This window comes from Streptomyces sp. NBC_01283 (assembly GCF_041435335.1).
In the GTDB taxonomy this organism is placed as follows: domain Bacteria; phylum Actinomycetota; class Actinomycetes; order Streptomycetales; family Streptomycetaceae; genus Streptomyces.
Map to the genome: position 1 here is coordinate 8698418 of NZ_CP108430.1, position 21321 is coordinate 8719738.

At 71.6% G+C, this 21321-nt stretch carries 16 protein-coding genes and 1 pseudogene; 11 read left to right on the forward strand and 6 right to left on the reverse strand.

Annotated features, from left to right (window positions below):
* Positions 1–172: 172 nt before the first annotated feature.
* Positions 173–2392: a catalase/peroxidase HPI gene (gene katG / locus OG302_RS39295; protein ID WP_371749529.1), complete on the forward strand. Its 2220-nt coding sequence runs from the start codon at positions 173–175 to the stop codon at positions 2390–2392.
* A 53-nt stretch (positions 2393–2445) separates the two neighbouring features.
* On the opposite strand, the gene OG302_RS39300 is transcribed toward katG, so the two are convergent.
* Positions 2446–2931, reverse strand: coding sequence for a hypothetical protein (locus tag OG302_RS39300; protein WP_371749530.1), 486 nt, complete (start codon positions 2929–2931; stop codon positions 2446–2448).
* A gap of 70 nt (positions 2932–3001) precedes the next feature.
* Positions 3002–3358 (reverse strand): annotated as a pseudogene (locus OG302_RS39305) (Gfo/Idh/MocA family protein); the annotation flags it as partial.
* 225 nt (positions 3359–3583) lie between these two features.
* Here OG302_RS39305 and OG302_RS39310 point away from each other — a divergent pair.
* Genes OG302_RS39310 through OG302_RS39340 form a run of 7 tightly spaced genes read left to right on the forward strand, consistent with a single transcriptional unit; the run spans position 3584 to position 10144 of the window.
* Positions 3584–4702 carry a Gfo/Idh/MocA family protein gene (locus OG302_RS39310; protein WP_371749531.1) on the forward strand — a complete coding sequence of 373 codons (1119 nt, stop codon included), beginning with the start codon at positions 3584–3586 and terminating at the stop codon, positions 4700–4702.
* On the forward strand, positions 4699–5622 hold the full coding sequence (locus OG302_RS39315) for a PmoA family protein (RefSeq protein WP_371749532.1): 924 nt from the start codon (positions 4699–4701) through the stop codon (positions 5620–5622). Before OG302_RS39310 ends, OG302_RS39315 begins: the two co-directional genes overlap by 4 nt.
* Positions 5616–6362, forward strand: a complete 747-nt coding sequence (locus OG302_RS39320; RefSeq protein WP_371749533.1) for a cupin — start codon at positions 5616–5618, stop codon at positions 6360–6362. The genes OG302_RS39315 and OG302_RS39320 overlap by 7 nt, the downstream gene beginning before the upstream one ends.
* Before the next feature lie 56 nt (positions 6363–6418).
* Entirely contained in the window at positions 6419–7702 is a 1284-nt protein-coding gene (locus OG302_RS39325; protein ID WP_371749534.1) for an ABC transporter substrate-binding protein, read from the forward strand.
* Positions 7699–8664 carry a carbohydrate ABC transporter permease gene (locus tag OG302_RS39330; protein WP_371749535.1) on the forward strand — a complete coding sequence of 322 codons (966 nt, stop codon included), beginning with the start codon at positions 7699–7701 and terminating at the stop codon, positions 8662–8664. Before OG302_RS39325 ends, OG302_RS39330 begins: the two co-directional genes overlap by 4 nt.
* Positions 8661–9530 carry a carbohydrate ABC transporter permease gene (locus tag OG302_RS39335; RefSeq protein ID WP_371749536.1) on the forward strand — a complete coding sequence of 290 codons (870 nt, stop codon included), beginning with the start codon at positions 8661–8663 and terminating at the stop codon, positions 9528–9530. Before OG302_RS39330 ends, OG302_RS39335 begins: the two co-directional genes overlap by 4 nt.
* Entirely contained in the window at positions 9527–10144 is a 618-nt protein-coding gene (locus OG302_RS39340) for a hypothetical protein (RefSeq protein WP_371749537.1), read from the forward strand. The genes OG302_RS39335 and OG302_RS39340 overlap by 4 nt, the downstream gene beginning before the upstream one ends.
* Before the next feature lie 43 nt (positions 10145–10187).
* On the opposite strand, the gene OG302_RS39345 is transcribed toward OG302_RS39340, so the two are convergent.
* From OG302_RS39345 to OG302_RS39360, 4 genes are all read right to left on the reverse strand, one after another.
* On the reverse strand, positions 10188–10379 hold the full coding sequence (locus tag OG302_RS39345; RefSeq protein WP_371749538.1) for a hypothetical protein: 192 nt from the start codon (positions 10377–10379) through the stop codon (positions 10188–10190).
* A gap of 61 nt (positions 10380–10440) precedes the next feature.
* Positions 10441–11169 carry a class I SAM-dependent methyltransferase gene (locus OG302_RS39350; protein WP_371749539.1) on the reverse strand — a complete coding sequence of 243 codons (729 nt, stop codon included), beginning with the start codon at positions 11167–11169 and terminating at the stop codon, positions 10441–10443.
* A gap of 77 nt (positions 11170–11246) precedes the next feature.
* Positions 11247–13946, reverse strand: coding sequence for a discoidin domain-containing protein (locus OG302_RS39355; RefSeq protein ID WP_371749540.1), 2700 nt, complete (start codon positions 13944–13946; stop codon positions 11247–11249).
* Positions 13947–14094: 148 nt separating this feature from the next.
* Positions 14095–14766, reverse strand: a complete 672-nt coding sequence (locus OG302_RS39360; RefSeq protein WP_371749541.1) for a GntR family transcriptional regulator — start codon at positions 14764–14766, stop codon at positions 14095–14097.
* 339 nt (positions 14767–15105) lie between these two features.
* Between OG302_RS39360 and OG302_RS39365 the strand changes: the two genes are divergently transcribed.
* The 3 genes from OG302_RS39365 to OG302_RS39375 all read left to right on the forward strand — a co-directional run bounded on the left by OG302_RS39365 (position 15106) and on the right by OG302_RS39375 (position 21321).
* A complete protein-coding gene (locus OG302_RS39365) occupies positions 15106–17460 on the forward strand; it encodes a collagenase (protein WP_371749542.1) in 2355 nt (784 codons plus the stop codon).
* A gap of 157 nt (positions 17461–17617) precedes the next feature.
* Positions 17618–18514, forward strand: coding sequence for an alpha/beta hydrolase family protein (locus tag OG302_RS39370; RefSeq protein ID WP_371749543.1), 897 nt, complete (start codon positions 17618–17620; stop codon positions 18512–18514).
* A 233-nt stretch (positions 18515–18747) separates the two neighbouring features.
* Positions 18748–21321, forward strand: coding sequence for a LuxR C-terminal-related transcriptional regulator (locus OG302_RS39375; RefSeq protein ID WP_371750368.1), 2574 nt, complete (start codon positions 18748–18750; stop codon positions 21319–21321).

Consider the following 21321-nt stretch of genomic DNA (forward strand, 5'->3'; position numbering starts at 1 on the left):
GCGTCCTCTGCCCGGACGTCCTCCGCTCGGACGTCCGCTGCCCGGAACCGATCCAGGGCCCCGCCTTGCCGAAGAAGCCCGCAAGAAACCTGCCCACCTCGACCGCGAGCGCACCGTTCGCGGGCGCACCGGCCCTTGAGCACCGTGATCCGCCCCGTCCGGAAGGATTCCCATGACTGAGAACCATGACGCGATCGTCACCGACCCCAAGCCGGAAGAGACCGGCGGCTGCCCGGTCGTACACGGTCGCGCGCCGCACCCGACCCAGGGCGGCGGAAACCGCCAGTGGTGGCCGGAGCGGCTCAACCTGAAGATCCTCGCCAAGAACCCCGCCGTGGCCAACCCGCTGGGCGAGGAGTTCGACTACGCCGAGGCGTTCAACTCCCTCGACCTGCCCACCGTGAAACGGGACATCGCCGAGGTCCTCACCACGTCGCAGGACTGGTGGCCGGCCGACTTCGGCAACTACGGCCCGCTGATGATCCGCATGGCCTGGCACAGCGCGGGCACCTACCGGATCAGCGACGGCCGCGGCGGTGCCGGTGCCGGCCAGCAGCGCTTCGCGCCCCTCAACAGCTGGCCCGACAACGCGAGCCTCGACAAGGCCCGCCGTCTGCTGTGGCCGGTCAAGAAGAAGTACGGCCAGAACCTCTCGTGGGCCGACCTGCTCGTGCTCACCGGCAACGTGGCCCTGGAGTCGATGGGCCTCAAGACCTTCGGCTTCGGCGGCGGCCGCGCGGACGTCTGGGAGCCCGACGAGGACGTCTACTGGGGCCCCGAGACCGACTGGCTCGGCGACGAGCGCTACACCGGTGACCGGGAGCTGGAGAACCCCCTCGGCGCGGTCCAGATGGGCCTCATCTACGTCAACCCCGAGGGCCCCAACGGCACCCCGGACCCGATCGCCGCGGCCCGCGACATCCGCGAGACGTTCCGCCGCATGGCGATGAACGACGAGGAGACCGTCGCCCTGATCGCGGGCGGCCACACCTTCGGCAAGACCCACGGCGCGGGCCCGGCGGACAACGTCGGCGACGACCCCGAGGCCGCCCCGATGGAGCAGCTCGGCCTGGGCTGGAAGAGCACGTACAACACGGGTGTCGGCAAGGACGCCATCACGTCCGGCCTCGAGGTCACCTGGACCGAGACGCCGACCCAGTGGAGCAACAACTTCTTCAAGAACCTCTTCGAGTACGAGTACGAGCTCGGCAAGAGCCCGGCAGGCGCCCACCAGTGGGTGGCGAAGGACGCTCCGGAGATCATCCCCGACGCCTTCGACTCGTCGAAGAAGCACCGCCCGACGATGCTGACCACGGACCTGTCGCTGCGCTTCGACCCGATCTACGAGCCGATCTCCCGGCGCTTCTACGAGAACCCGGAGGAGTTCGCGGACGCCTTCGCCCGCGCCTGGTACAAGCTGACGCACCGTGACATGGGCCCGGTCGTCCGCTACCTCGGCCCGGAGGTCCCCTCCGAGGAGCTGCTGTGGCAGGACCCGCTGCCGCAGCGCACGGGTGAGGTCATCGACGCCGCGGACATCGCAGGCCTCAAGGAGCGGATCCTCGGCTCCGACCTGACCGTTTCGCAGCTCGTCTCCGCCGCCTGGGCCTCGGCCTCCTCCTTCCGCGGCAGCGACAAGCGCGGCGGTGCCAACGGCGCCCGCATCCGCCTGGAGCCGCAGCGCAGCTGGGAGGTCAACAACCCGGACCAGCTCGCGCAGGTGCTGCGCACGCTGGAGGGCATCCAGGAGTCCTTCAACTCCGCGGGCGGCAAGCAGGTCTCGCTGGCCGACCTGATCGTGCTCGCGGGCACCGCGGCCGTCGAGCAGGCCGCCAAGGACGCGGGCTTCCCCGTCGAGGTCGCGTTCGCGCCGGGCCGCGTGGACGCCTCGCAGGAGCAGACCGACGTGGAGTCGTTCGCCGCGATCGAGCCCGCCGCCGACGGGTTCCGCAACTACGTCGGCAAGGGCAACCGCCTGCCGGCGGAGAACCTGCTGCTCGACAAGGCGAACCTGCTGACCCTGAGCGCCCCGGAGCTGACGGTCCTCGTCGGCGGCCTGCGCGTCCTGGGCGCCAACCACCGGGGTTCCAAGCACGGTGTGTTCACCACCGCGCCCGGGACGCTGACCAACGACTTCTTCGTCAACCTGCTCGACCTGGGCACGCAGTGGAAGTCGACGTCCGAGGCGCAGGACACGTTCGAGGGGCGCGACGCCGCCACGGGCGAGGTCAAGTGGAGCGGTACCCGCGCCGACCTCGTCTTCGGCTCGAACTCCGAGCTGCGTGCGGTGGCCGAGGTCTACGCGAGCGATGACGCCAAGGAGAAGTTCGTCAAGGACTTCGCCGCGGCGTGGACCAAGGTCATGAACCTCGACCGGTTCGACCTGGTCTGAGTTCTCTGATCGTGACGTCAGGGCCGGCCCGCTCGGGTCGGCCCTGACGTTTCTCAGATCTCCAACAGGCCCTGGGCACTGACCGGCAGCCCCGTGGCGAAGGAGCGGTTCGCGGCGAGGCCCGTGACCAGCGAGAGGGCTCCGTCGGCGGCGTCCGCCGCGCGGCCCAGGGAGTCCGCGTCGCCGGGGGCCCGCTCGCCGAAGAGGTCGGCCAGCATGCGCACGTCCCCGCCGCCGTGCCCGCCCTCGCCCGTGGGCACCTTCACTTCGCGGGGCTCCTCCCAGAAACGGCGCAGCAGGAGCTGGGTGCGGCCGGCCTCGTCCCCGGCCGCCGCGCCGTGCAGGACGGGGCCCGCACCCTCGGTCCGTACGCCGGGGCGCGTCCAGGTGGATTCCTCCACGAGGAGTTCGACGCGTCCCTCGCTGCCGTTGAAGGCGATCCGATAGCCCTCCCAGGGTGCGTACGCGGTGAGGTGGTACGTGAGGGTCGCGCCGGAGGAGTAGCGCACGAGGACCGCCATGTCGTCCTCGATGCTCACGCCGGGCCTTGAAGGCGACCCGGACGTCGCGGCCCGTCCGGCGCCGGGCGTCGAGGATGCGGCGGGCGCGCTCGGCGGTCGTCGTCATCGGCTTCTCGGTGACCACGTCGCAGCCCGCTTCGAGGGCCCGCACGATGTAGTGGTCGTGGAGGTGGTCGACGGTGCAGACCACGACGAGGCCGACGCGCTCACGGCGCAACATCTCCTCGAAGTCGTCCGCGGAGTACGCCGGTACGGGCGGTCGGCCGGGGTGGGCCGTCGCGATCCAGTCGTTGTGGACGGCCATGCGGTGCGCGTTGACGTCGCAGAAGCCGGCCAGGTCGATCCGGTCCGCGTAGGGGCCGGCGAGTGCCTCGGTGAAGAGCTGGGCGCGGGCGCCGAGTCCCACCACGGCACAGCGGCGACGGCGCGCGGCATCGATGGGCATGCGTGACTCCGTTCGGGGAGTGGGAGGGTGCGGTCTCTCCGGATGGGGGCGTCGTGGGGAGGCGGTGAACGTGCGGCAACGGTTGTGGGCGGTACCGGACCGGGTCTGGGCGTCCACATATTGAGTCGTTTCAGTTTTCGCCTCCGAGGTCTTGTCCTGACATTCGTGGGGTGCCTAGGGTCGGCACTTGTGCAAGCGCTTTCTAGGCTCGTTCGAGGAGACCGTATGTCCTCCACCCCCACGCGTCCACGGGCCGCCGTCGTCGGTACCGGCGCCATCGTGACCGGCAGTCATCTGCCCGCCCTGCGGGCCCACTCCGACCGGATCGAGCTGAGAGCCGCCGTCGACGTCGACCCGGACAGGCTCGCCGCCTTCCGCGCGGAGGCCGATGCGAGGGACATGGACGTCGAGGGCTACACGGACTTCGACGCCATGCTCGACGAGGTCCGCCCGGACCTGGTCCTGATCGGCACACCGCCGTCGCTGCACCGGTCGCAGACCGTGGCCGCGCTGAAGGCGGGCGCATGGGTGCTGTGCGAGAAGCCGCTCTGTCTTTCGCTCGCCGAGTACGACGAGATCGCCGCCGCCGAGGAGGCATCGGGAACATACGCCTCGGTGGTCTTCCAGCACCGCTACGGCTCGGGCGCCGTCCACGCCCGCGAGCTGATCGCGGGCGGCGAGCTCGGCGCGCCCCGGGTCGCGCACTGCCAGACCACCTGGCACCGCGACAGCGCCTACTACGCGGTGCCGTGGCGGGGCCGGTGGGAGAGCGAGGGCGGCGGCCCCACGATGGGCCACGGCATCCACCAGTTCGACCTGCTCCTGCACCTGCTCGGCGACTGGACCGAAGTGCGTGCCATGGCGGCCCGCCTGGTCCACGCGACCGAGAGCGAGGACGTCTCGACCGCCCTGGTGCGCTTCGGGAACGGCGCGCTCGCCACCGTCGTCAACAGCGTCCTGTCCCCGGACGAGGTCAGCCGCATCCGCATCGACTGCGCCGACGCGACGGTCGAACTCACCCATCTCTACGGCTACTCCAACGGCGACTGGGCCTACACCCCCGCCCCGCACGTCGACAGCGCACGCGCGGACGCCTGGCGCACCCACGCCGCCGACGTACCCAGCTCGCACGCCGCCCAGCTCGGCGTCCTCCTCGACGCGTACGAGCGGGGCGTACGGCCGCCGGGCAGCGGCTCCGACGCCCGCCGCACCCTCGAATTCGCCGCCGCGCTCTACAAGTCGGCGTTCACCGGACAGCCGGTCCTCGCGGGCGAGATCGCCGCGGGCGACCCGTACTACCAGGCCATGCACGGCAGCCACCCCGACTGGAGCCCCCAGCGATGACGATTCAGGTCACCCACACCCACGGCGAGCGGATCACGGTCAGGTCGGGCGGCGTCGAGCTGCTCAGCTACGTCTACGCCCCGGACCCGGACCCCTTCGAGGCCCGCAAGCCGTACATCCACCCCCTGCGCACCCTGGCCGGACACCAGGTCTCGGGATACCGCCCGAACGACCACCGCTGGCACAAGGGCCTCCAGATGACCGCGAGCCATCTGTCGGGCCAGAACTTCTGGGGCGGCAACTCCTATGTCCACGGCGAGGGTTATCTGCGCCTGCCGGAGCGGGTCGGGTCCATGCGCCACGACGGCTTCCCCGCCCTGGCCGTCGACGACCACCGCCTCCACCTCACCGAAGAGCTCACCTGGATCGCGCACAGCGGCCAGGAATGGGCCAGGGAGGAGCGCGACATCACCGTCCACTCGGTCGACGAGGTCGCCGGGTCCTGGGCCCTCGACTGGTCGATCCGTCTGACCAACATCCGCGAAGAACCCCTGCGCTTCGGCTCACCGACCACGGCGGGCCGCGACATGGCCGGATACACGGGCCTGCAGTGGCGCGGCCCGCGCGACTTCACCGGCGGCGCCGCCTTCGGCCCCGACGACGAGAAGGACGCCGCCGGTCTCATGGGCACCCAGGGACCCTGGCTCGCCTTCACCGCCGAGCACGACGACATCGACGCGCACTCCACGCTCGTCTTCGCGCACGCCCCCGAGAACCTCGACGGGACGAGCGCGATCAACGACTCGCACTGGTTCGTGCGCTCCGAACCCATCCCGACCGTCGCCTTCTCCTGGGCGTTCTTCGACGAGTTCGAGCTGCCGCCCGGCGCCTCCTTCGCCTACCGCTACCGCATCGTCGTCGCCGACGGGGCCTGGGACCGCGACCGCGTCGCCACGCACCTGAAGGGACTGACATGGTGAGCCTCCCGCACCCGCTGCCCGGAGCCGTCGGCCTCTCCCACCTGAGTGCCTACGAGTGGGAGGCCGCCGACGGCGTGTGCGGCGGCAGCCCGCATCTGCACCTGGTCTGCACGGAGGCGTACGTCGTCACCGGCGGGCGCGGCGCCGTCCAGACCCTCAGCCCCGACGGTTACCGCGAGGTCCCCCTGGAGGCCGGTTCGGTCGCGTGGTTCACGCCCGGCACCGTGCACCGGATGGTGCAGGGCGGCGATCTGCGGATCACCGTCCTGATGCAGAACAGCGGACTGCCCGAGGCCGGGGACGCCGTGCTCACCTTCCCGCCCGGCGTCCTCGCCGACCCCGAGCGCTACGCCGCCGCGGCGAAGCTCCCCGCCAAGACCGGCCCGGAGGCCGAGGCCGCCGCCCGCAAGCGCCGTGACCTGGCCGTCGAGGGATACCTCCCGCTGCGCGACGCGCTCAGGGCCGGGGACAACGGCCCCTACCTCGAATTCCAGCAGGCCGCGGCCCGCCTGGTGCGGGACAAGGTCCCCGCCTGGCGCGAGCTGTGGCGGGCCGGGGCGATGGCCACCGCCGAGCGCACCGGCGCCCAGCTCGACGCGCTCGCGTCCGGCAGCCCCGACTACCTCGCGGGCTCGGGCTCGTACGACAGCACGCCTTCCCGCCTCGGTGGCTACGGGATGTGCGGGCGCCGCGACGAGTACGAACTGCCGGGCACCACGCTCCCGTACCACGGCGAGTAGCCACCCGCGTCACCGCCAACACCATCAAGAAGCCAGAGAGGAGAGGTGTCATCGGCATGCCCGGAAACAGGACAACGTGGTCCTGCGCGACGGTCGCGGTGCTCACGCTCAGCGTGCTGCTCAGCGGCTGCGGCGGCTCGGACGAAGCGAGCGGCGGCGGCAAGACCGTTCTGCGCTACACCTGGTGGGGCAACCCCGACCGGGCGGCCCGTACGAAAGAAGCCGTCGCGCTGTTCGAGAAGGAGCACCCGGGGATCACGGTGCAGACCTCGTTCGCCGGCTACGAGTCGTACAAGCAGAAGCTCGCCACCCAGGCGGCGGGCGGCGACGCCCCGGACGTGATGCAGCTCGACTACCGGCAGATCGACCAGTACGCGTCCGGCGGCATCCTCCTCGACCTCGGCAAGCAGAAGAAGGCCCTGCGCACCGCCGAGATCGACCCCGGCCTGCTCGCCACCGGCGTCGTGGACGGCACCCAGTACGCGATCCCCCAGGGCCGCGGCACCGAGACGGTCGTGTACGACGCCGAGCAGTGGAAGGCGGCCGGGGTGAAGCTCCCGCGCAAGGGCTGGACCTGGGACGAATGGGCCGACACCATGCGGGAGTTGGCGGAGGAGAGCGGGAAGCCGGGCTCCGTCGACCCCGGCCAGAGCGAGGACTGCTTCGAGGTGTGGCTGCGCGGCCAGGGCAAGGCCCTCTACACGAAGGACCGCACGCTCGGCTTCACGGCCGACGACCTGACCCGCTGGTGGACGTTCACCGACAAGCTCCGGCGCGAGGGCGCGGTGTCGTCCGCCCAGCAGACCACGCAGCTCGACGGGACGGTGGAGAACCAGCCGCTGGCCCGCGGCAAGGCGATCTCCGACTTCAACTGGGACGCACCGTCCAGCGGCTACACGCCCATCCTGGGCGAAGGCCTGACGCTGGCCCCGATGCCCTCGGGCGCGGACGGCACACCCGGCCAGTACTTCAAGCCCTCGATGTTCATGGGCGCGGCCGACGGCACCGAACACCCAAAGGAATCCGCCGAGTTCATTGACTTCATGATCAATGACAAGAAGGCGGCGAAGATCCTCGGCGCCTCCCGCGGTATCCCCGTCAATGAGCCGATCCGCGAGGACATCGGCCCCGGCCTGAAGGACTTCGACAAGACAGTCGCCGACTACCAGGACTCCGTCGACGGGAAACTCGAAGCGCCACCACAGGCCCCGCCGTCGGGCGACAACGCCCTGCAGAGCACCTTCGGCCGTGACTACGACCAGGTGTCGTTCGAGCGGATGACACCCCGCGAGGCCGCGGAGGACTTCATCACCGAGGCGAAGGCGGAGCTGAGGTCATGACCACCACCGACATACCCGCGAAGACCGCCCGCGCGAAGAGCCCCGCACCTCCGGGCAAGTCCCGCGGCAGGTGTCAACGCGAGGGCGCCGCCTGGGTGTTCCTCTCGCCCTGGGTGCTGGGCGCCGTCGTCCTGACGCTGCTTCCGATGGCCGTCTCGCTGTATCTGTCCTTCACCGACTACGACCTGTTCAACGCCCCGCGCTGGGTAGGGCCGCGCAACTACGTCCAGATGTTCACCGAGGACCCGCGCTACTGGCGCTCGGTCGGATCGACCCTGATGTACGTCGTGATCGCCGTGCCGCTGCAACTGGCGCTCGCCCTCGCCCTCGCCGTCGCCCTCGCCCTGAAGTCCATGAGGCGCGGCAAGGCCTTCTACCGTTCCGCCTTCTACGCCCCTTCGCTGCTCGGCGCCTCGATGTCGATCGCCCTGGTGTGGCGGGCGGTCTTCAACGACGGCGGCACCGTCGACAACCTCCTGTCGGACATCGGCGTCCACGCCGGCGGCTGGGTCAACAAGCCGGGCTGGGCGCTCCTCGCCGTGGCCCTGCTGACCGTCTGGCAGTTCGGCGCCCCCATGGTGATCTTCCTTGCGGGTCTCCAGCAGATCCCCACCGAGCTCTACGAGGCCGCCGCGGTGGACGGGGCAAGCCGCAGGCGGCAGTTCCTCTCCATCACCCTGCCGATGCTGTCACCGGTGCTCTTCTTCAATCTGGTGCTCCAGACCATCCAGGCCTTCCAGGTCTTCACGCCCGCCTTCGCGGTCAGCGGCGGCAAGGGCGGCCCCGCCGACTCCGCCCTCTTCTACACGCTCTACCTCTACGACCGAGGCTTCGTCGCCTCCCACATGGGCTACGCCTCCGCCATGGCCTGGGTCCTGCTGATCGCCATCGGAGCCGTGACCGCGGTGCTCTTCCGCACCTCGCGCTCCTGGGTCTTCTACGCGAACGAGGGGGAGCGATGACCACCACCACTGCCACGACCGCGGGCCGGCGGCCCTTTCCCTGGCGCCGCGCCGCCCTGCACGCCGGATGTCTGGCCGCGCTCCTGGTGATGCTCTACCCGCTGGCCTGGCTCGTCGCCACGTCGCTCAAGCCCGCCGACGAGGTGATCGCGAGCCTGAACCTGCTGCCGGGCAAGCTGGAGTGGTCCAACTACTCGACCGCCCTCGACGGCGTGGACGACGTGTCCGTGGGGCGGCTGCTCACCAACTCCCTGCTGATCGCGGGCGGCGCGGTCCTCGGCAACGTACTGAGCTGCTCCCTTGCCGCCTACGCGTTCGCACGGCTGCGGTTCCGCTTCCGCGGGCCGCTCTTCGCCTTCATGATCGCGACGATCATGCTGCCGCACCACGCCGTCCTGATCCCGCAATACATCATCTTCAACCAGCTCGGCATGGTGAACACCTACTGGCCGCTGATCCTGCCGAAGTTCCTCGCCACCGAGGCGTTCTTCGTCTTCCTCATCGTTCAGTTCATGCGCGGACTGCCCCGCGAACTGGAGGAAGCCGCCAGGATCGACGGCTGCGGCCCGTTCCGGAGCTTCTTCCTGGTCGTCCTGCCGCTCACCAGGCCCGCGCTGATCACCACCGCGATCTTCACCTTCATCTGGACCTGGAACGATTTCTTCACCCAGCTGATCTATCTCTTCTCACCGGAGAAGTTCACCCTGACGCTGGCGCTGCGGTCGTTCGTGGATGCCTCCAGCCAGTCGGCGTTCGGCCCGATGTTCGCCATGTCGGTGATCGCCCTCCTGCCGATCGTGCTGTTCTTCCTCGCCTTCCAGCGGTTCCTGGTCGAGGGCATGGCCAACTCGGGGGTCAAGGGATGAGCGCGCGGGCCCGCGAGACGGGCGAGATGTTCGGGCCGCGGATGACCCTGTTCGCGGACGTCCTTGCCCTCGGTGTGGTCACGGCGATCGCCTGCCTGCCGCTGGTCACCGCCCCGGCGGCGCTCTCCACGGCCTGCGCCGTCGTGCGCGGCACCGGGGACGACCGGCCCGCCACGGCCGGGCGTTACGTGGCACTCCTGCGTGAACGGTTCCGCCCCGGTGACCTTGCCGCGGGCGCGGTCGCACTCGCCGGGGTGCTGCTGTTCGCGGCGGACCTGGTGCTGGCCGGGGTGGGGCTGCCGGGGGACCGCGTGTTCGCGGTGACGGCGGCGGCCATCGGAGCGTGCGCCGTGATCGTGGGCCTGCGCGCCTGTGCCCGCCCCGCATCGCTCACCGACTGGCGCGCCGCGGTACGCGAAGCTGCCGGGGACTCGGCGCGGGACGCGGGCGGCAGCGCACTGGTCCTCCTCGCCTTGGCCGCGTCCGTGCTGTGCGCCTGGATGATGCTGCCGCTCGCGTTCCTCGTACCGGGGCCGCTGGCCCTGGCCCTCACCGCCATCGATCTGCGCACCGTACGCATGCCCCAGGGCGGGCCGGCGGGGCTGCGGACATGACGAAACCCCGCACCTGGGCAGGCGTGGGGTGGGCGGGTGGTCGTCAGTGGAGGGGAGGCAGCGCCTTCGCCGCGTTGGTTCCGCCGCCGAAGCTGCTGTCGTTGTCGTTGTCGTTGTCGGCGTGGGCGTGGGCGTGGGCGTGGGCGTGGGCGTGGGCGTGGGCGTGGGCGGGGGCGGGGGTGGCGAGGGCAATGCTGCCGAGAGCGAGTCCGGCGAGCGCGGTGATCTTCTTCATGAGCTGAGAACGATCAACGGCTCTGGGTGCCACCGCCGGGCAGATCAGCAGTGCGGCGGCACTACTCCGGGCGGCGGGCGAGGAAGACGAGTTCCCTGCCGGGGCGGTCCGGGGCGTCGCGGATCTCGTCCACCACGTAACCGTGCGCGGTGAGCGAGGCGACCACTTCGTCGCGCTCGCGAAAGCGCAGGGTCGAGTCGGAGGTGAGTGTCTCGCCCGTCGTGGTGAGGACGACGGTGCCGCGGAACGTCACCAGCGGCAGGCTGACGCCGGTCACCTCCACCCAGGTCTCGACGTCGCCGATGCCCTCGACGGTGACCGTCTTGTGGGTCGCGGCGCGGTTCCACTCCTGCCACGCCCGCCGGGCCGGGTCTCGCGTCTCGAAGACGAGGTGGCCGCCCGGCCTCAGCGCCGCATGGGTGCCGCGCAGGGTGCCCTCCCACACCTCCGGGTCCACGATCGCCTGGGCCACGTTGGCGGTCATGAAGGCGACGTCCACCCGCATGTCGGGGAGCGCCGTCGCGTCGGCGTGGATCCACCGCACGCGCTCGCTGCCGGGCTTGGATCGTGCGACGTCGAGGGAGGCCGCGGCCGGGTCGACGCCGGTCACGCGCAGCCCGCGGTCGGCGAGGAGCAGTGCGAACGTGCCCGTGCCGCAGCCCACGTCCAGCACCTGACGTGCCTTCAGTTCCGCAGCCACGGCGGCGTACACGTCCAAGTCACCACGGTCCGCGTCGAGCGGGTCGTAGAGCGCCGCCAGCCTGGGATTCTCGTACGCCTCGTCTGCCACGCCCGGCACGCTACCAACGGGAGCGGCGGTGGTGGCACTTGATTTCCGCGCCTCCACCGCCGCTTTCGCCGTCCGGTCTACCGGTTGACGGTCAACTCCTGGATGCCCGCGGGCTTCTTCGCGTCCTTGGAGGTGAACGTCACGCGGACGTAGCGGGCCGTGCCGCCGCCCGGCTCCACGGTCTTCCAGTGCCGACCGTCGAGCGAGGTCTTCACCGAGTTCTTCGTCGGCTTCACGTCGGTCCAGTGAGGCGTGATCCGCGAGAACCGGGCTGCCTTCCCGAGGTCCGCGGTGAGGGTGGCTCGGTCGGTGTCGGGCACCCAGGCGGTGGCGGTGCTGCCGTCGAGAGCGGCGTCCGCGTACTGGCCGGGCTGCTCCGAACTCGCCTTGGCAGCTTGGCACCTGGCGAGGTTGCCGGTGGGCTCCAGGTCCGGGCGGCGGGTCTTGATATGCGCGGGCGCGCCCTCGCTGACGATCTGCTTGCCCTGCGGCGTGTCGATCTCGAAGGGCTTGCCGTGGGTGAGGCGCACGGTCGTGTCATGGGCGCCGATGGCGATGTCGTACGTACGGCCCTGCCAGCGCTGCCCGTTGAGCTTCACGCCCCGGGAAAGCTGCGGCGGCAGCATCGGGTCGAGGTGCACGCTGTTCTCGCGCATCCGCTGCCCGGTCAGGCCGTTGGTGAAGACCTGCAGGAAGCCGCCCTGGCCCGTCGTGAAGTTCTGCGCGGGAGAGCCCGACAGCGGGTCGGTGGCCCCCGCCTTGTCGCCGCGCGCCTCCGAGAACAGGTCGAACGGGCCACGCACGAAGGGGCGGATGGAGCGCGTCAGATAGGTGTACGCGGAGCAGCCGGGCTCGCCGATGGCGGCGGCGTCGATGGCGTGCACCGAGTCGGTCATCGCGGGCCCGTCGGGGTCGGTGCGGGCAGCGTAGTAGTCGAGGGTGTTCGTGGCGGCCTTCTTCGACATCGGCCACTCCAGCGGGTACATCAGGAGCACGGTGTCCGCCTGCTTGATCACCGAGCCCTTGTAGCCGTCGTACTGCTGGAAGACCTGCTTCTTCTTGTCGTAGGGGATGCGCAGCTTGTCCGCGACGGTGTTCCAGCCCGCCGGGGCGTCCTCGCCGAGGAGCTTCGCGGCGTGGGTGGCGGTGCGCAGGCTGGTGGCGGCGCCCGCGTTGGTGAAGACGCCGTCGTCGACGCCGTTGCTGTACTCGTCGGGACCGGCGACATCCTTGATGGAGTAGCTGCCGTCGGCGTTGCGCGTGGCACGGTCGGCCCAGAACTCGGCGATGCCCTTGATCACCGGCCAGCCGCGGGTGCGCAGCCAGTGGGTGTCCTTGGTCGCGAGGTAGTACTGCCAGGCGGCCAGCGCGACGTCGCTCTGGAGGTGGTTCTGGGTGCGGCAGTGCGGCGGGTCCACGCTGTGGCACTCGGACGTGAGGTCACCCTTGCTCGCACTGGTCCAGGCGTAGAAGAGGCCGGGGTGGCCGAGCTTCTTCGCGTTGGCGCGGGCGCCCGCCCGGGTGCGGTAGCGGTACTCCACCACCGACTTGGCGAGGTCGGGGTGGGCAGCGAGCAGCGCCGGATACATCCAGGTCTCCGCGTCCCAGAAGACGAGGCCCGCGTAGTTGTCGCTGCTCAGGCCGGTGGGGGAGATGCTGTTGGCCGAGCCGGTGCGGGTGCTGGACAGCAGGCCGTACTGGGAGGAGCGCACCCACGACTGCAGTTCGCCCCGGCCCGGCACCTCGATGTCACTGCGCCACAGCTTGCGCCAGGCGGCGGTGTGGCCCGCGAACAGCGCGTCCCAGCCGCGTCCGGCCGCCCGCTGCGAGGCCGCGACGGCGTCGCGGCCGGGGGAGCGGGAGGTCAGCGCGGTGTCGACGCCGACGTACTTGGTGAGCTCGTAGGTCCGGCCGGACCGGACCGGCACACCGACGGACTGATGCGCGCTCAACTTGCGGGCAGGAGCTGAGGTTTGTTCATTTCCTGTACGCACACCGTGCCCGGGGCGGAGCGTCGACGCGACCGTCCCTTCGGTCATCGTGCCGTCCGTGCGGAACCCCACGGCCATGGTCCCTCCCCCGGAGCGGACGCCGGCGCCGGTGGGGGAGACGCGCCGTGCGCCGCGTCCGTCGATGCGGTCGGTGACCTTGGCGTGGCCGTCCCAGTGCGGGGTCATGCGCAGCCGTACGGCGCCGACGTGGGGGTCGGTGCGGTCCGCGAGGACGTCGTAGGCGAGGTCGGTGGCCCGGCCGTCGGCCGCCGTCCAGGTCAGCTCGGTCCGCACGAGGCCGCGGCGCAGGTCCAGGCTCTGCCGGTAGTGCGAGATCCGGGCGGCCGGCGTCGCGGAGTCGAACGTCTCGGACCCGGACCCGCCGGTGGACACCGTGAGCGGGCTCCAGGTCGGGATGGCGGCGGCGACCTGGCGGTTCTCGGTCGTGTCCTTGTTGTGCGCGTAGAGACCGGAGACGAAGGAACCGTCGTAACGGCGGCTGAACAGCGGCCATCCGGTCTTGGCCTCGGAGGCGGCGTACCCGGCTCCGTTGGGCGCGACGCGCTGGCCGAGATAGCCGTTGCCGACGAAGGCGTGGTACGTGTCCTTCGCGTCGATACGGGTCGACGTCAGCGTCCAGTCGGCATCGTGGGAGGACGCGGGTGTCGTCGGCCGCTCTGTTCTCGGGGACGCGATGTCGGCCGCCGCTGTGGGGGGAACGGCCGCCGCCAGCACGCCCACCAGGAGGGGTGCGATGAACCGGGCCGTGCGGGGGAGGGACCTCATTGTGCTCCGTTGCGGGTCGCCGGGGAAGGTCAGGCGACCATAAAGATGTGAACGGTCCGCGTCAATGAATCGCGCGATGTGTTGAAGAATCAAACGAACCGGCGAGTAGACCGCACTCCTGCACCCCCACGTGTGCCCGCAGCTGTGTCTATGCCTCGGCGTCCCGCGCCCACAGCGAGCGCACGTGCCCGAGATGTCGGGCCATGCACTGTTCCGCGCCCTCGGCGTCGCCCGCCACCATCAGGTCCAGGAGCTCGATGTGCTCCTGCGCCGAGGGGATCAGCCGGCCGCGCTCGTCGAGCGCCGTCAGTCCATAGAGGCGGGAGCGCTTGCGCAGGTCGCCGACCGTCTCGACGAGCCGGTCGTTGCCGCCGAGCGCGAGCAGGGAGAGGTGGAACTGCCGGTCGGCCTCGAGATAGCCGATGAGGTCGTGGTCACGGGCGGCGCGCACGATCTCGTCGGCCACGGGGCGCAGCCGCTCCAGCTCCGCGCGCGACGCGGACCGGGTGATGCGGCCGATCATCGGGACCTCGATGAGGGTGCGGATCTCGGTGTACTGGTCGAGGTCGCGTTCATTGACCTCGGTGACACGGAAGCCCTTGTTGCGGACCGGTTCCACCAGGCCCTCGCGGGCCAGATCCAGCATCGCCTCGCGTACTGGCGTCGCGGAGATCCCGAAGTCCTCGGCGAGGACGGGAGCCGAATAGACCTCGCCGGGCCGCAGTTCGCCGGATATCAGCGCGGCACGCAGATGGTGGGCGACCTGATCGCGCAGCCGCTCCCGGGGAGTGACGAGGGTGCGCTGTGTGAGGTGGCCCATGGTGGTGATCCCTTCGTGGCCCCGCAGGTCGTGGCCCGCGCGCCCGCCCCGAGTGATTCACCAGAGTACAAGGTCACATTGTTCTCGCTCCGGGGTCCGTTGCTCCTTCAATTGGTGTGCGAGGAGATCTAACGGCTGCCCATCGCAAGGGAGTTGAGAGTCATCCAGTGTCTGAGGGGTTGTCAGTACCATTTCACATTACTACGTTACGCATCACATGGCGCGAGAGCCCGCTTTTCTCAAGTCCCGCTGCCCGTCGGGTAGTTCAGGCTGGAAGGGGGGTTCCCGCGTCGTGCGCACGCACTGCTTGCCCCACCTCCCACACCTCAGGAGCCTGTCGTGCACCAACCCCGAACCCTGCGCAGATCCGTGGTCGCCGCGGCGATATCCGTGGTGCTGTGCGCCACGGCCGCACCGGCCGCCGACGCACAAGCCCCCGCGCCCGACCGGCGCCAGGCCGCCGCCTCTCCCGCCGCTTCTCCCGCCGCGCCGGGACCCGCGGCGCCGAGCCCGACCGACCAGGTCGACCGCCGCGCCAAGGCCCCGAAGCCCGCCGCCCGGAAGGTCCCCGCGCCCGGCGGGCTCACCGACGGCCGCGTCCCCGGCCCCCGTACGGACAAGGCGAAGGCCACGGCCGATGTGCCCCGCGCGACCGTCGGCAAGGCAGTGGTGCCGTGCACCCTCGACGGCGTCACGGGCCTGTCACCCGCTCAGTTCGTCGAATTCCTCGCCGACCCCGCCGTCACCGCCGACGGCTGTCTGCGCGGTCTCATCTGGACCTGGGACCGGCGCCTCGCCCCCGTCATGTCGGCCGCGCACATCCAGGCCGTATCCCAGCGCGTCACCCAGCTCGCCGCATCCCACGACGGCACCAACGGCAGCCACCTGCTGGAGATGTTCACCTATCTGCACGCCGTCTCCTACCAGGGCTTCTCGCACGCCGAGGTCGACATCACCGACCCGGCGACCCTGGCCGCCATGCGCCGGGCCGTGGACGCCTTCGGCACGGCCGCCCACGCCTTCGACGTCACGCGCTCCAACGCCGAGACGCTCCGCGAGGCGCTGACCGCGGCCAGCGCGGCAGGCCTGCGCCAGCACCAACTCCCGCTCGTCAAGCGGGTCCTGGCCACGATGGACGCCGCCCACCCCGACACCGCCCCGGACACCGGCTGGGCAGGTGCGGCCCTCTCCGCGCTCACCGTGAACTACCTCGGCGTCTACCCCGGCAACCAGGACACCGCCTTCCGTGCCGCGGTGGCCGCCGACCCCGCCTACCGTGCCGCCTTCAAGGCCTTCGCCGGGTACACCCACCTCAAGGGCAAGCCCAACGCCTGGGTGGTGCGCGACGCGGTGAGCGAGTACGGCCGCATGGGGCAGATCGACGCCCTGCACACCGAGATCGTCACCGGACTCGGCCCGCTCCTGGACACCACGGCCCGCAACTTCGGTGACGGCAGCGCCCCCTGGGCGAAGGTCGTCACCTGGCTGATCGAGTTCGACGCCTGCAGGCCGTACAAGGTGTGCAGGGACGACATCGAGCGCCGTCTCTTCCCGCGGACCTACGCGTACGACGAGGGCGGCATGAAGGTCCGCACCGCTCTCGACCGCGACACCGTCGACCAGCTCTACTACGCGAGCAAGCAGGTCAAGGCCCAGTTCCACCGCGTCGTCGGCACCCAGGAGCCGCTGGGCGGCGACCCCAACACCACCCTCACGACGATCCTGTACGCCTCGCGCGCCGACTACGAGAACTTCCACCCGCTCCTGACCGGCATGGGCACCGACAACGGCGGTGTCTACATCGAGCGGGGCGCGACCTTCTACACCTATCAGCGGCGCGTGCCCCAGGACTCCTCGCTGACGCTCGAAGAGCTGTTCCGTCACGAGTACACGCACTACCTCAACGGCCGCTGGGCCGTGCCGGGCTTCTTCGGTGAGGGACCCTGGTACGAGGGCGACCGGACCACCGCGATGGACGAGGGTACGGCGGAGTTCTTCGACGGTGCCACGCGCGACAACGGCATCAAGGTCCGCAAGTCCCTGGTCCAGGGCATCATCGATGACACCGCGGGTGGCAAGCCGCGCATGACCGTGGACAAGCTCCTGCACGCCACCTATGACGGGGACGGCTTCCGTTTCTACGACTACGCGGGCACGTTCTTCGAGTTCCTGTGGAGCGAACGCCCGGCGCTGATCAAGGAGATGTACCATCACCTGCGCTCCGACAACCCGGGTGCGTTCGATGCCTGGCGCGACCGCCTCGGCCGGGACGCAGGGCTGCAGAGCGCCTATGACGCCTTCCTCGACAAGCAGATCGCGCACGTGGACGACCTGTTCGTCCCCAACACGACGTACGTGCCCGTCGGCAAGCTGCGTGACAGCACGGCGGGACAGGTCCGCTCCTCGTTCGTCGCGACGACCGGCATCACGCCCGACTGCCGCTCCACCGGCGCGCCCGGCCGCCCGCGGTTCGTGTGCACCGGCCGGATCACCGCGAACCTCAGCGACGCGGCGAGCCCCGACCTCGTCTTCAAGGACATGTCCGAGACCGTCGACGCCTTCATCCTCGACAGTGCCGCCGGCGGCGACAACAACCTCACCGACATGAACTGCGCGTTCGGCGAGGTGGAGATCTGGACCAACAGCCGCGCCGGAACGTCCGACTTCTCCTGCGAAGGACCCCTGCGCGGCTGACGTCCGCGCGAGACGGGCCCACGACACCGGTGATTTCACCGATGTCCACACCCCGTCGGCACCGCCACGGTGGGGACCGCCAACGAACACGGCGGTCTCCACCGGGGCGCACCTCCCTCTCCCGGGTGGCTCCCGCCACGAACGAGAGGACCCCTCCGTGCGCCTGCACGTCTTCTCCCGCCCTGTGGTGCGGGCCGCTCTGGCCGCCGCGGTCGCCACCGCCGGCCTCCTCGGCACGGGCCTCGCGCCCGGCGCCCAGGCCGCCGCGGACAACCCGTACGAGCGTGGCCCCGCCCCCACCGTCTCCAGCATCGAGGCCACGCGCGGCTCGTACGCCGTCTCGCAGACCAATGTCTCGTCCCTGAGCGTGTCCGGCTTCGGCGGCGGCACCGTCTACTACCCGACGTCCACCGCCGACGGCACCTTCGGCGCGGTCGTCATCTCGCCGGGCTTCACCGCGTACCAGTCGAGCATCGCCTGGCTCGGGCCGCGGCTCGCCTCCCAGGGCTTCGTGGTCTTCACCATCGACACGCTCACCACCCTCGACCAGCCCGACAGTCGCGGACGCCAACTCCTCTCCGCACTCGACTACTTGACGAAGTCGAGCTCGGTGCGGGGGCGCATCGACGCCTCGCGGCTCGGCGTGATGGGACACTCGATGGGCGGTGGCGGCACCTTGGAGGCCGCCAAGAGCCGTACGTCGCTCAAGGCGGCGATCCCGCTGACCGGCTGGAACCTCGACACCACCTGGCCCGAGGTGCGCACGCCCACCCTCGTCGTGGGCGCGGACGGTGACACCGTCGCCCCCGTGGCCACCCACTCCGAGCCGTTCTACCAGTCGCTGCCGAGCAGCCTGGACAAGGCGTACCTGGAGCTCAACGGCGCCACCCACTTCACGCCGAACTCGTCCAACACGACGATCGCGAAGTACAGCATCTCCTGGCTGAAGCGGTTCATCGACGACGACACCCGCTACGAGCAGTTCCTCTGCCCGCTGCCGAGGCCGAGCCTCACGATCGAGGAGTACCGGGGCAACTGCCCGCACACCAGCTGATCCTGATGACCCGTCATGGGGGCCCGTCGTCCGTCGCCGGTCAGCCGGCGGCGGACGACGTGTGTCGTGCGCCGGGCCCGGACTGTGCCCGTGCACACCCGGAGGCGGGTGCCGCTGGTGGCGTGCCCAGTGCGGCGGACGCGGGGCTTCCGGGCTGTGTTACGCGAAAGTAACGTGCGGGCGTGACCCTTTCGACGACCGAACCCGGTTCCACGACCGAACCCGGCGCGCTCATGGCCCCCGAGCTGTACGGCCGCCGTGCGGAAATCGCCGCCGTGGAATCCCTGGTGGGGCGCTTGCGGACCGGCCGGGGCGGGGTGCTCGCCCTGACCGCGCAGCCCGGCCTCGGCCGCACCGCGCTCGTGGAGTACGCGAGGGCGATCTGCGGCCCGGTCCCGACGGTTCAGCAGACCGCCCCCGCCGCGCTACCGCAGGAAGGCCCACTGCTGGTGTGTGTCGACGACGCGCACACCTGGCGCCCCGCGGACCGGACCGCCCTCCTGGCCGACCTCCGCCGCCTCCCCGCCGAACGGCCCGTGGCCGTCCTGCTCACCCTCGCCGAACACCACGTAAGAGTAGGCGAGTTGGGCGGTCTCGCCATCCTGCGCCTCGGGCCGCTCGACGACAGCGCGGCCGGCGCCCTGCTCGACCGGCTGACCCGTGGCGCCGCCGACCCGGACGTCGGCGCCTGGCTGACCCGCGAGGCCGCGGGCAACCCACGCCTGCTCACCGCGCTCGTCACGGCCCTCACCCCTGATCAGCTGGCCGGCCGCACCCCGCTGCCCGACACCCTGCCCGGCGGGGAAGCCGTCCTGCACGACTACGCCGCCCCCCTCGACACGCTGCCCCGTGCCACCCGCGCCCTGCTGCTGCTCGCCGCGGCGGCCGGGGAGCACGAACCCGAGGGTGCGGGCGCGGACCTCGCCCTGCTGCTGCGGGCCGGCGGCGACCCCGGGGAACTCGCGCCCGCCGAAGCCCTCGGCGTGGTCGTCGGGGCGGGCGGACGCGTCCACTTCACCCACCCCCTCCTACGCCGGGCCGTGCTGCACCGCGCCCCCCTCGCCCGTCGCAGGGCCGCCCACGCCCGCCTCGCCGAGGTCGGCCGGGACCGCCTCGCCCGCCTGGTCCAACTCGCCTGTGCCGCCGGGGACCACGACGCGCGGCTCGCCTCGGCCCTCGCCGCGGCGGCGGCCACGCCCCGCCCGCACGCCGAGCGTTCCGCCGCCCTGGCCCGCGCCGCGGCGCTCACCGCCGACACGGCACTGCGCACCGACCGGCTCGCGGACGCCGCGGAGGCGGCCCGGCAGGCAGGGGACCCCGTCCGGGCCCGCGCCCTGCTCGCCCGCACCGCCGGAGCCCCCGCCCACGGCGGCGTCCACCAGGTGCGCGGACTCCTGTCCCTCGCCGACGGACCGGCAGCCGACGCCAGGGAGGCCCTGCTCACCGCCGCCGTGCTGCTCCCGCCCGAACCCGCCCGCCACGCGCTGATCGGCGCGGCCGAGGCGGCCTGGGCGATGGGCGACGCCGCGGCCTACCGGGAGGCGATGACCCGTGTCCCCGCCTGCGCCGACGACGACTCCCTGGAGGCATACCGCGCGGGGATGTGCGCGGTCCTCTCGGGCCGCACCGCCGAGGGCCATGCCCTGCTGCGCCGCTGCCTGACCGCGATGCAGAGGACGGCCGAACCCGCCGGGCTGCTGCGCGCCGGGGCCGCAGCCCTGGTCGTCGGCGAGGTCGAGGCCGCCTGCGGGGCGGGCGCCCGCGCGCTCGCCGCCGTGCGCGCCTACGGCCCCGAGGTCCTGCTGCCGCGCGCCCTGGAGCACCTGGCCTACGGAGAACTGCGCGCGGGCCGCCACACCACGGCCCGTGCGCATGCCCTCGAAGGCCTCAGGGCCGCGCACCGCACCGGGCAGCCCAACGTCGCGGCCTGCCTGCACGCCGTCCTCGCGCTCGCCGCGTCCGTGGAGGGTGACGCGGAGGCCTGCGCCGGGCATGCGGCGGCCGCCGCCGCGGGCGCGGGACCGCACGGTCTCCAGCAGGCCGCCACGCTCGCCGTCTGGGCCGTCGCCCGAGCGGATCTCGCGGCGGGGCGCCCCGGGGACGCGGCGGCCCGCCTCGCCCCGCTGGTCGCCCCGGGGCCCCGGCGCGGGCACTTCGCCGTCAGGATGCTGGCCGTCCCCTGCTTCGTGGAGGCGGCAGTCCAGGCCGGGCGCAGGGCAGAGGCCCACAGCGCCACCGCGGAGTTCACCCGCTGGACCGCGGCCACCGCGGACCGGCTCGCCCCCGCCCAACTGGCCCGCTGCCGCGCCCTGCTCGCCCCGCCGCAGCAGACGGCAGCCGCGTACGAGAGTGCGCTCGTGCACCACGACCGCTCGCCCGGCGAGTTCGAACGCGCCCGTACGCAGCTCCTGTTCGGCCAGTGGCTGCGCCGCGGGCGCCGCACCCGCGAGGCGCGCGGCCCGCTGCGGGACGCACTGGTCGGCTTCGAGCGGTGCGGGGCGCGTGCGTGGGCGGACCGCAGCCGCGGTGAACTCCGCGCCGCGGGCGAGGCGGTGGCGGGGGAGCCGGGCCAGGGGCCGCTCGCGGCACTGACCCCGCAGCAGCAGCGCATCGCCCGCCATGTAGCGGAGGGCGCCACCAACCGGGAGGTGGCGGTGCGCCTTTCGGTGAGCCACCGCACCGTCGACCACCACCTGCGCAATGTGTTCGCCGCGCTGGGCGTACGGTCCCGCGTCGAGCTGTCCCGGCTCCTCGCCGGCGACGGAGGGTTGCCGGACCGTGATGAGGAGATTGCCGCACACCTCTAG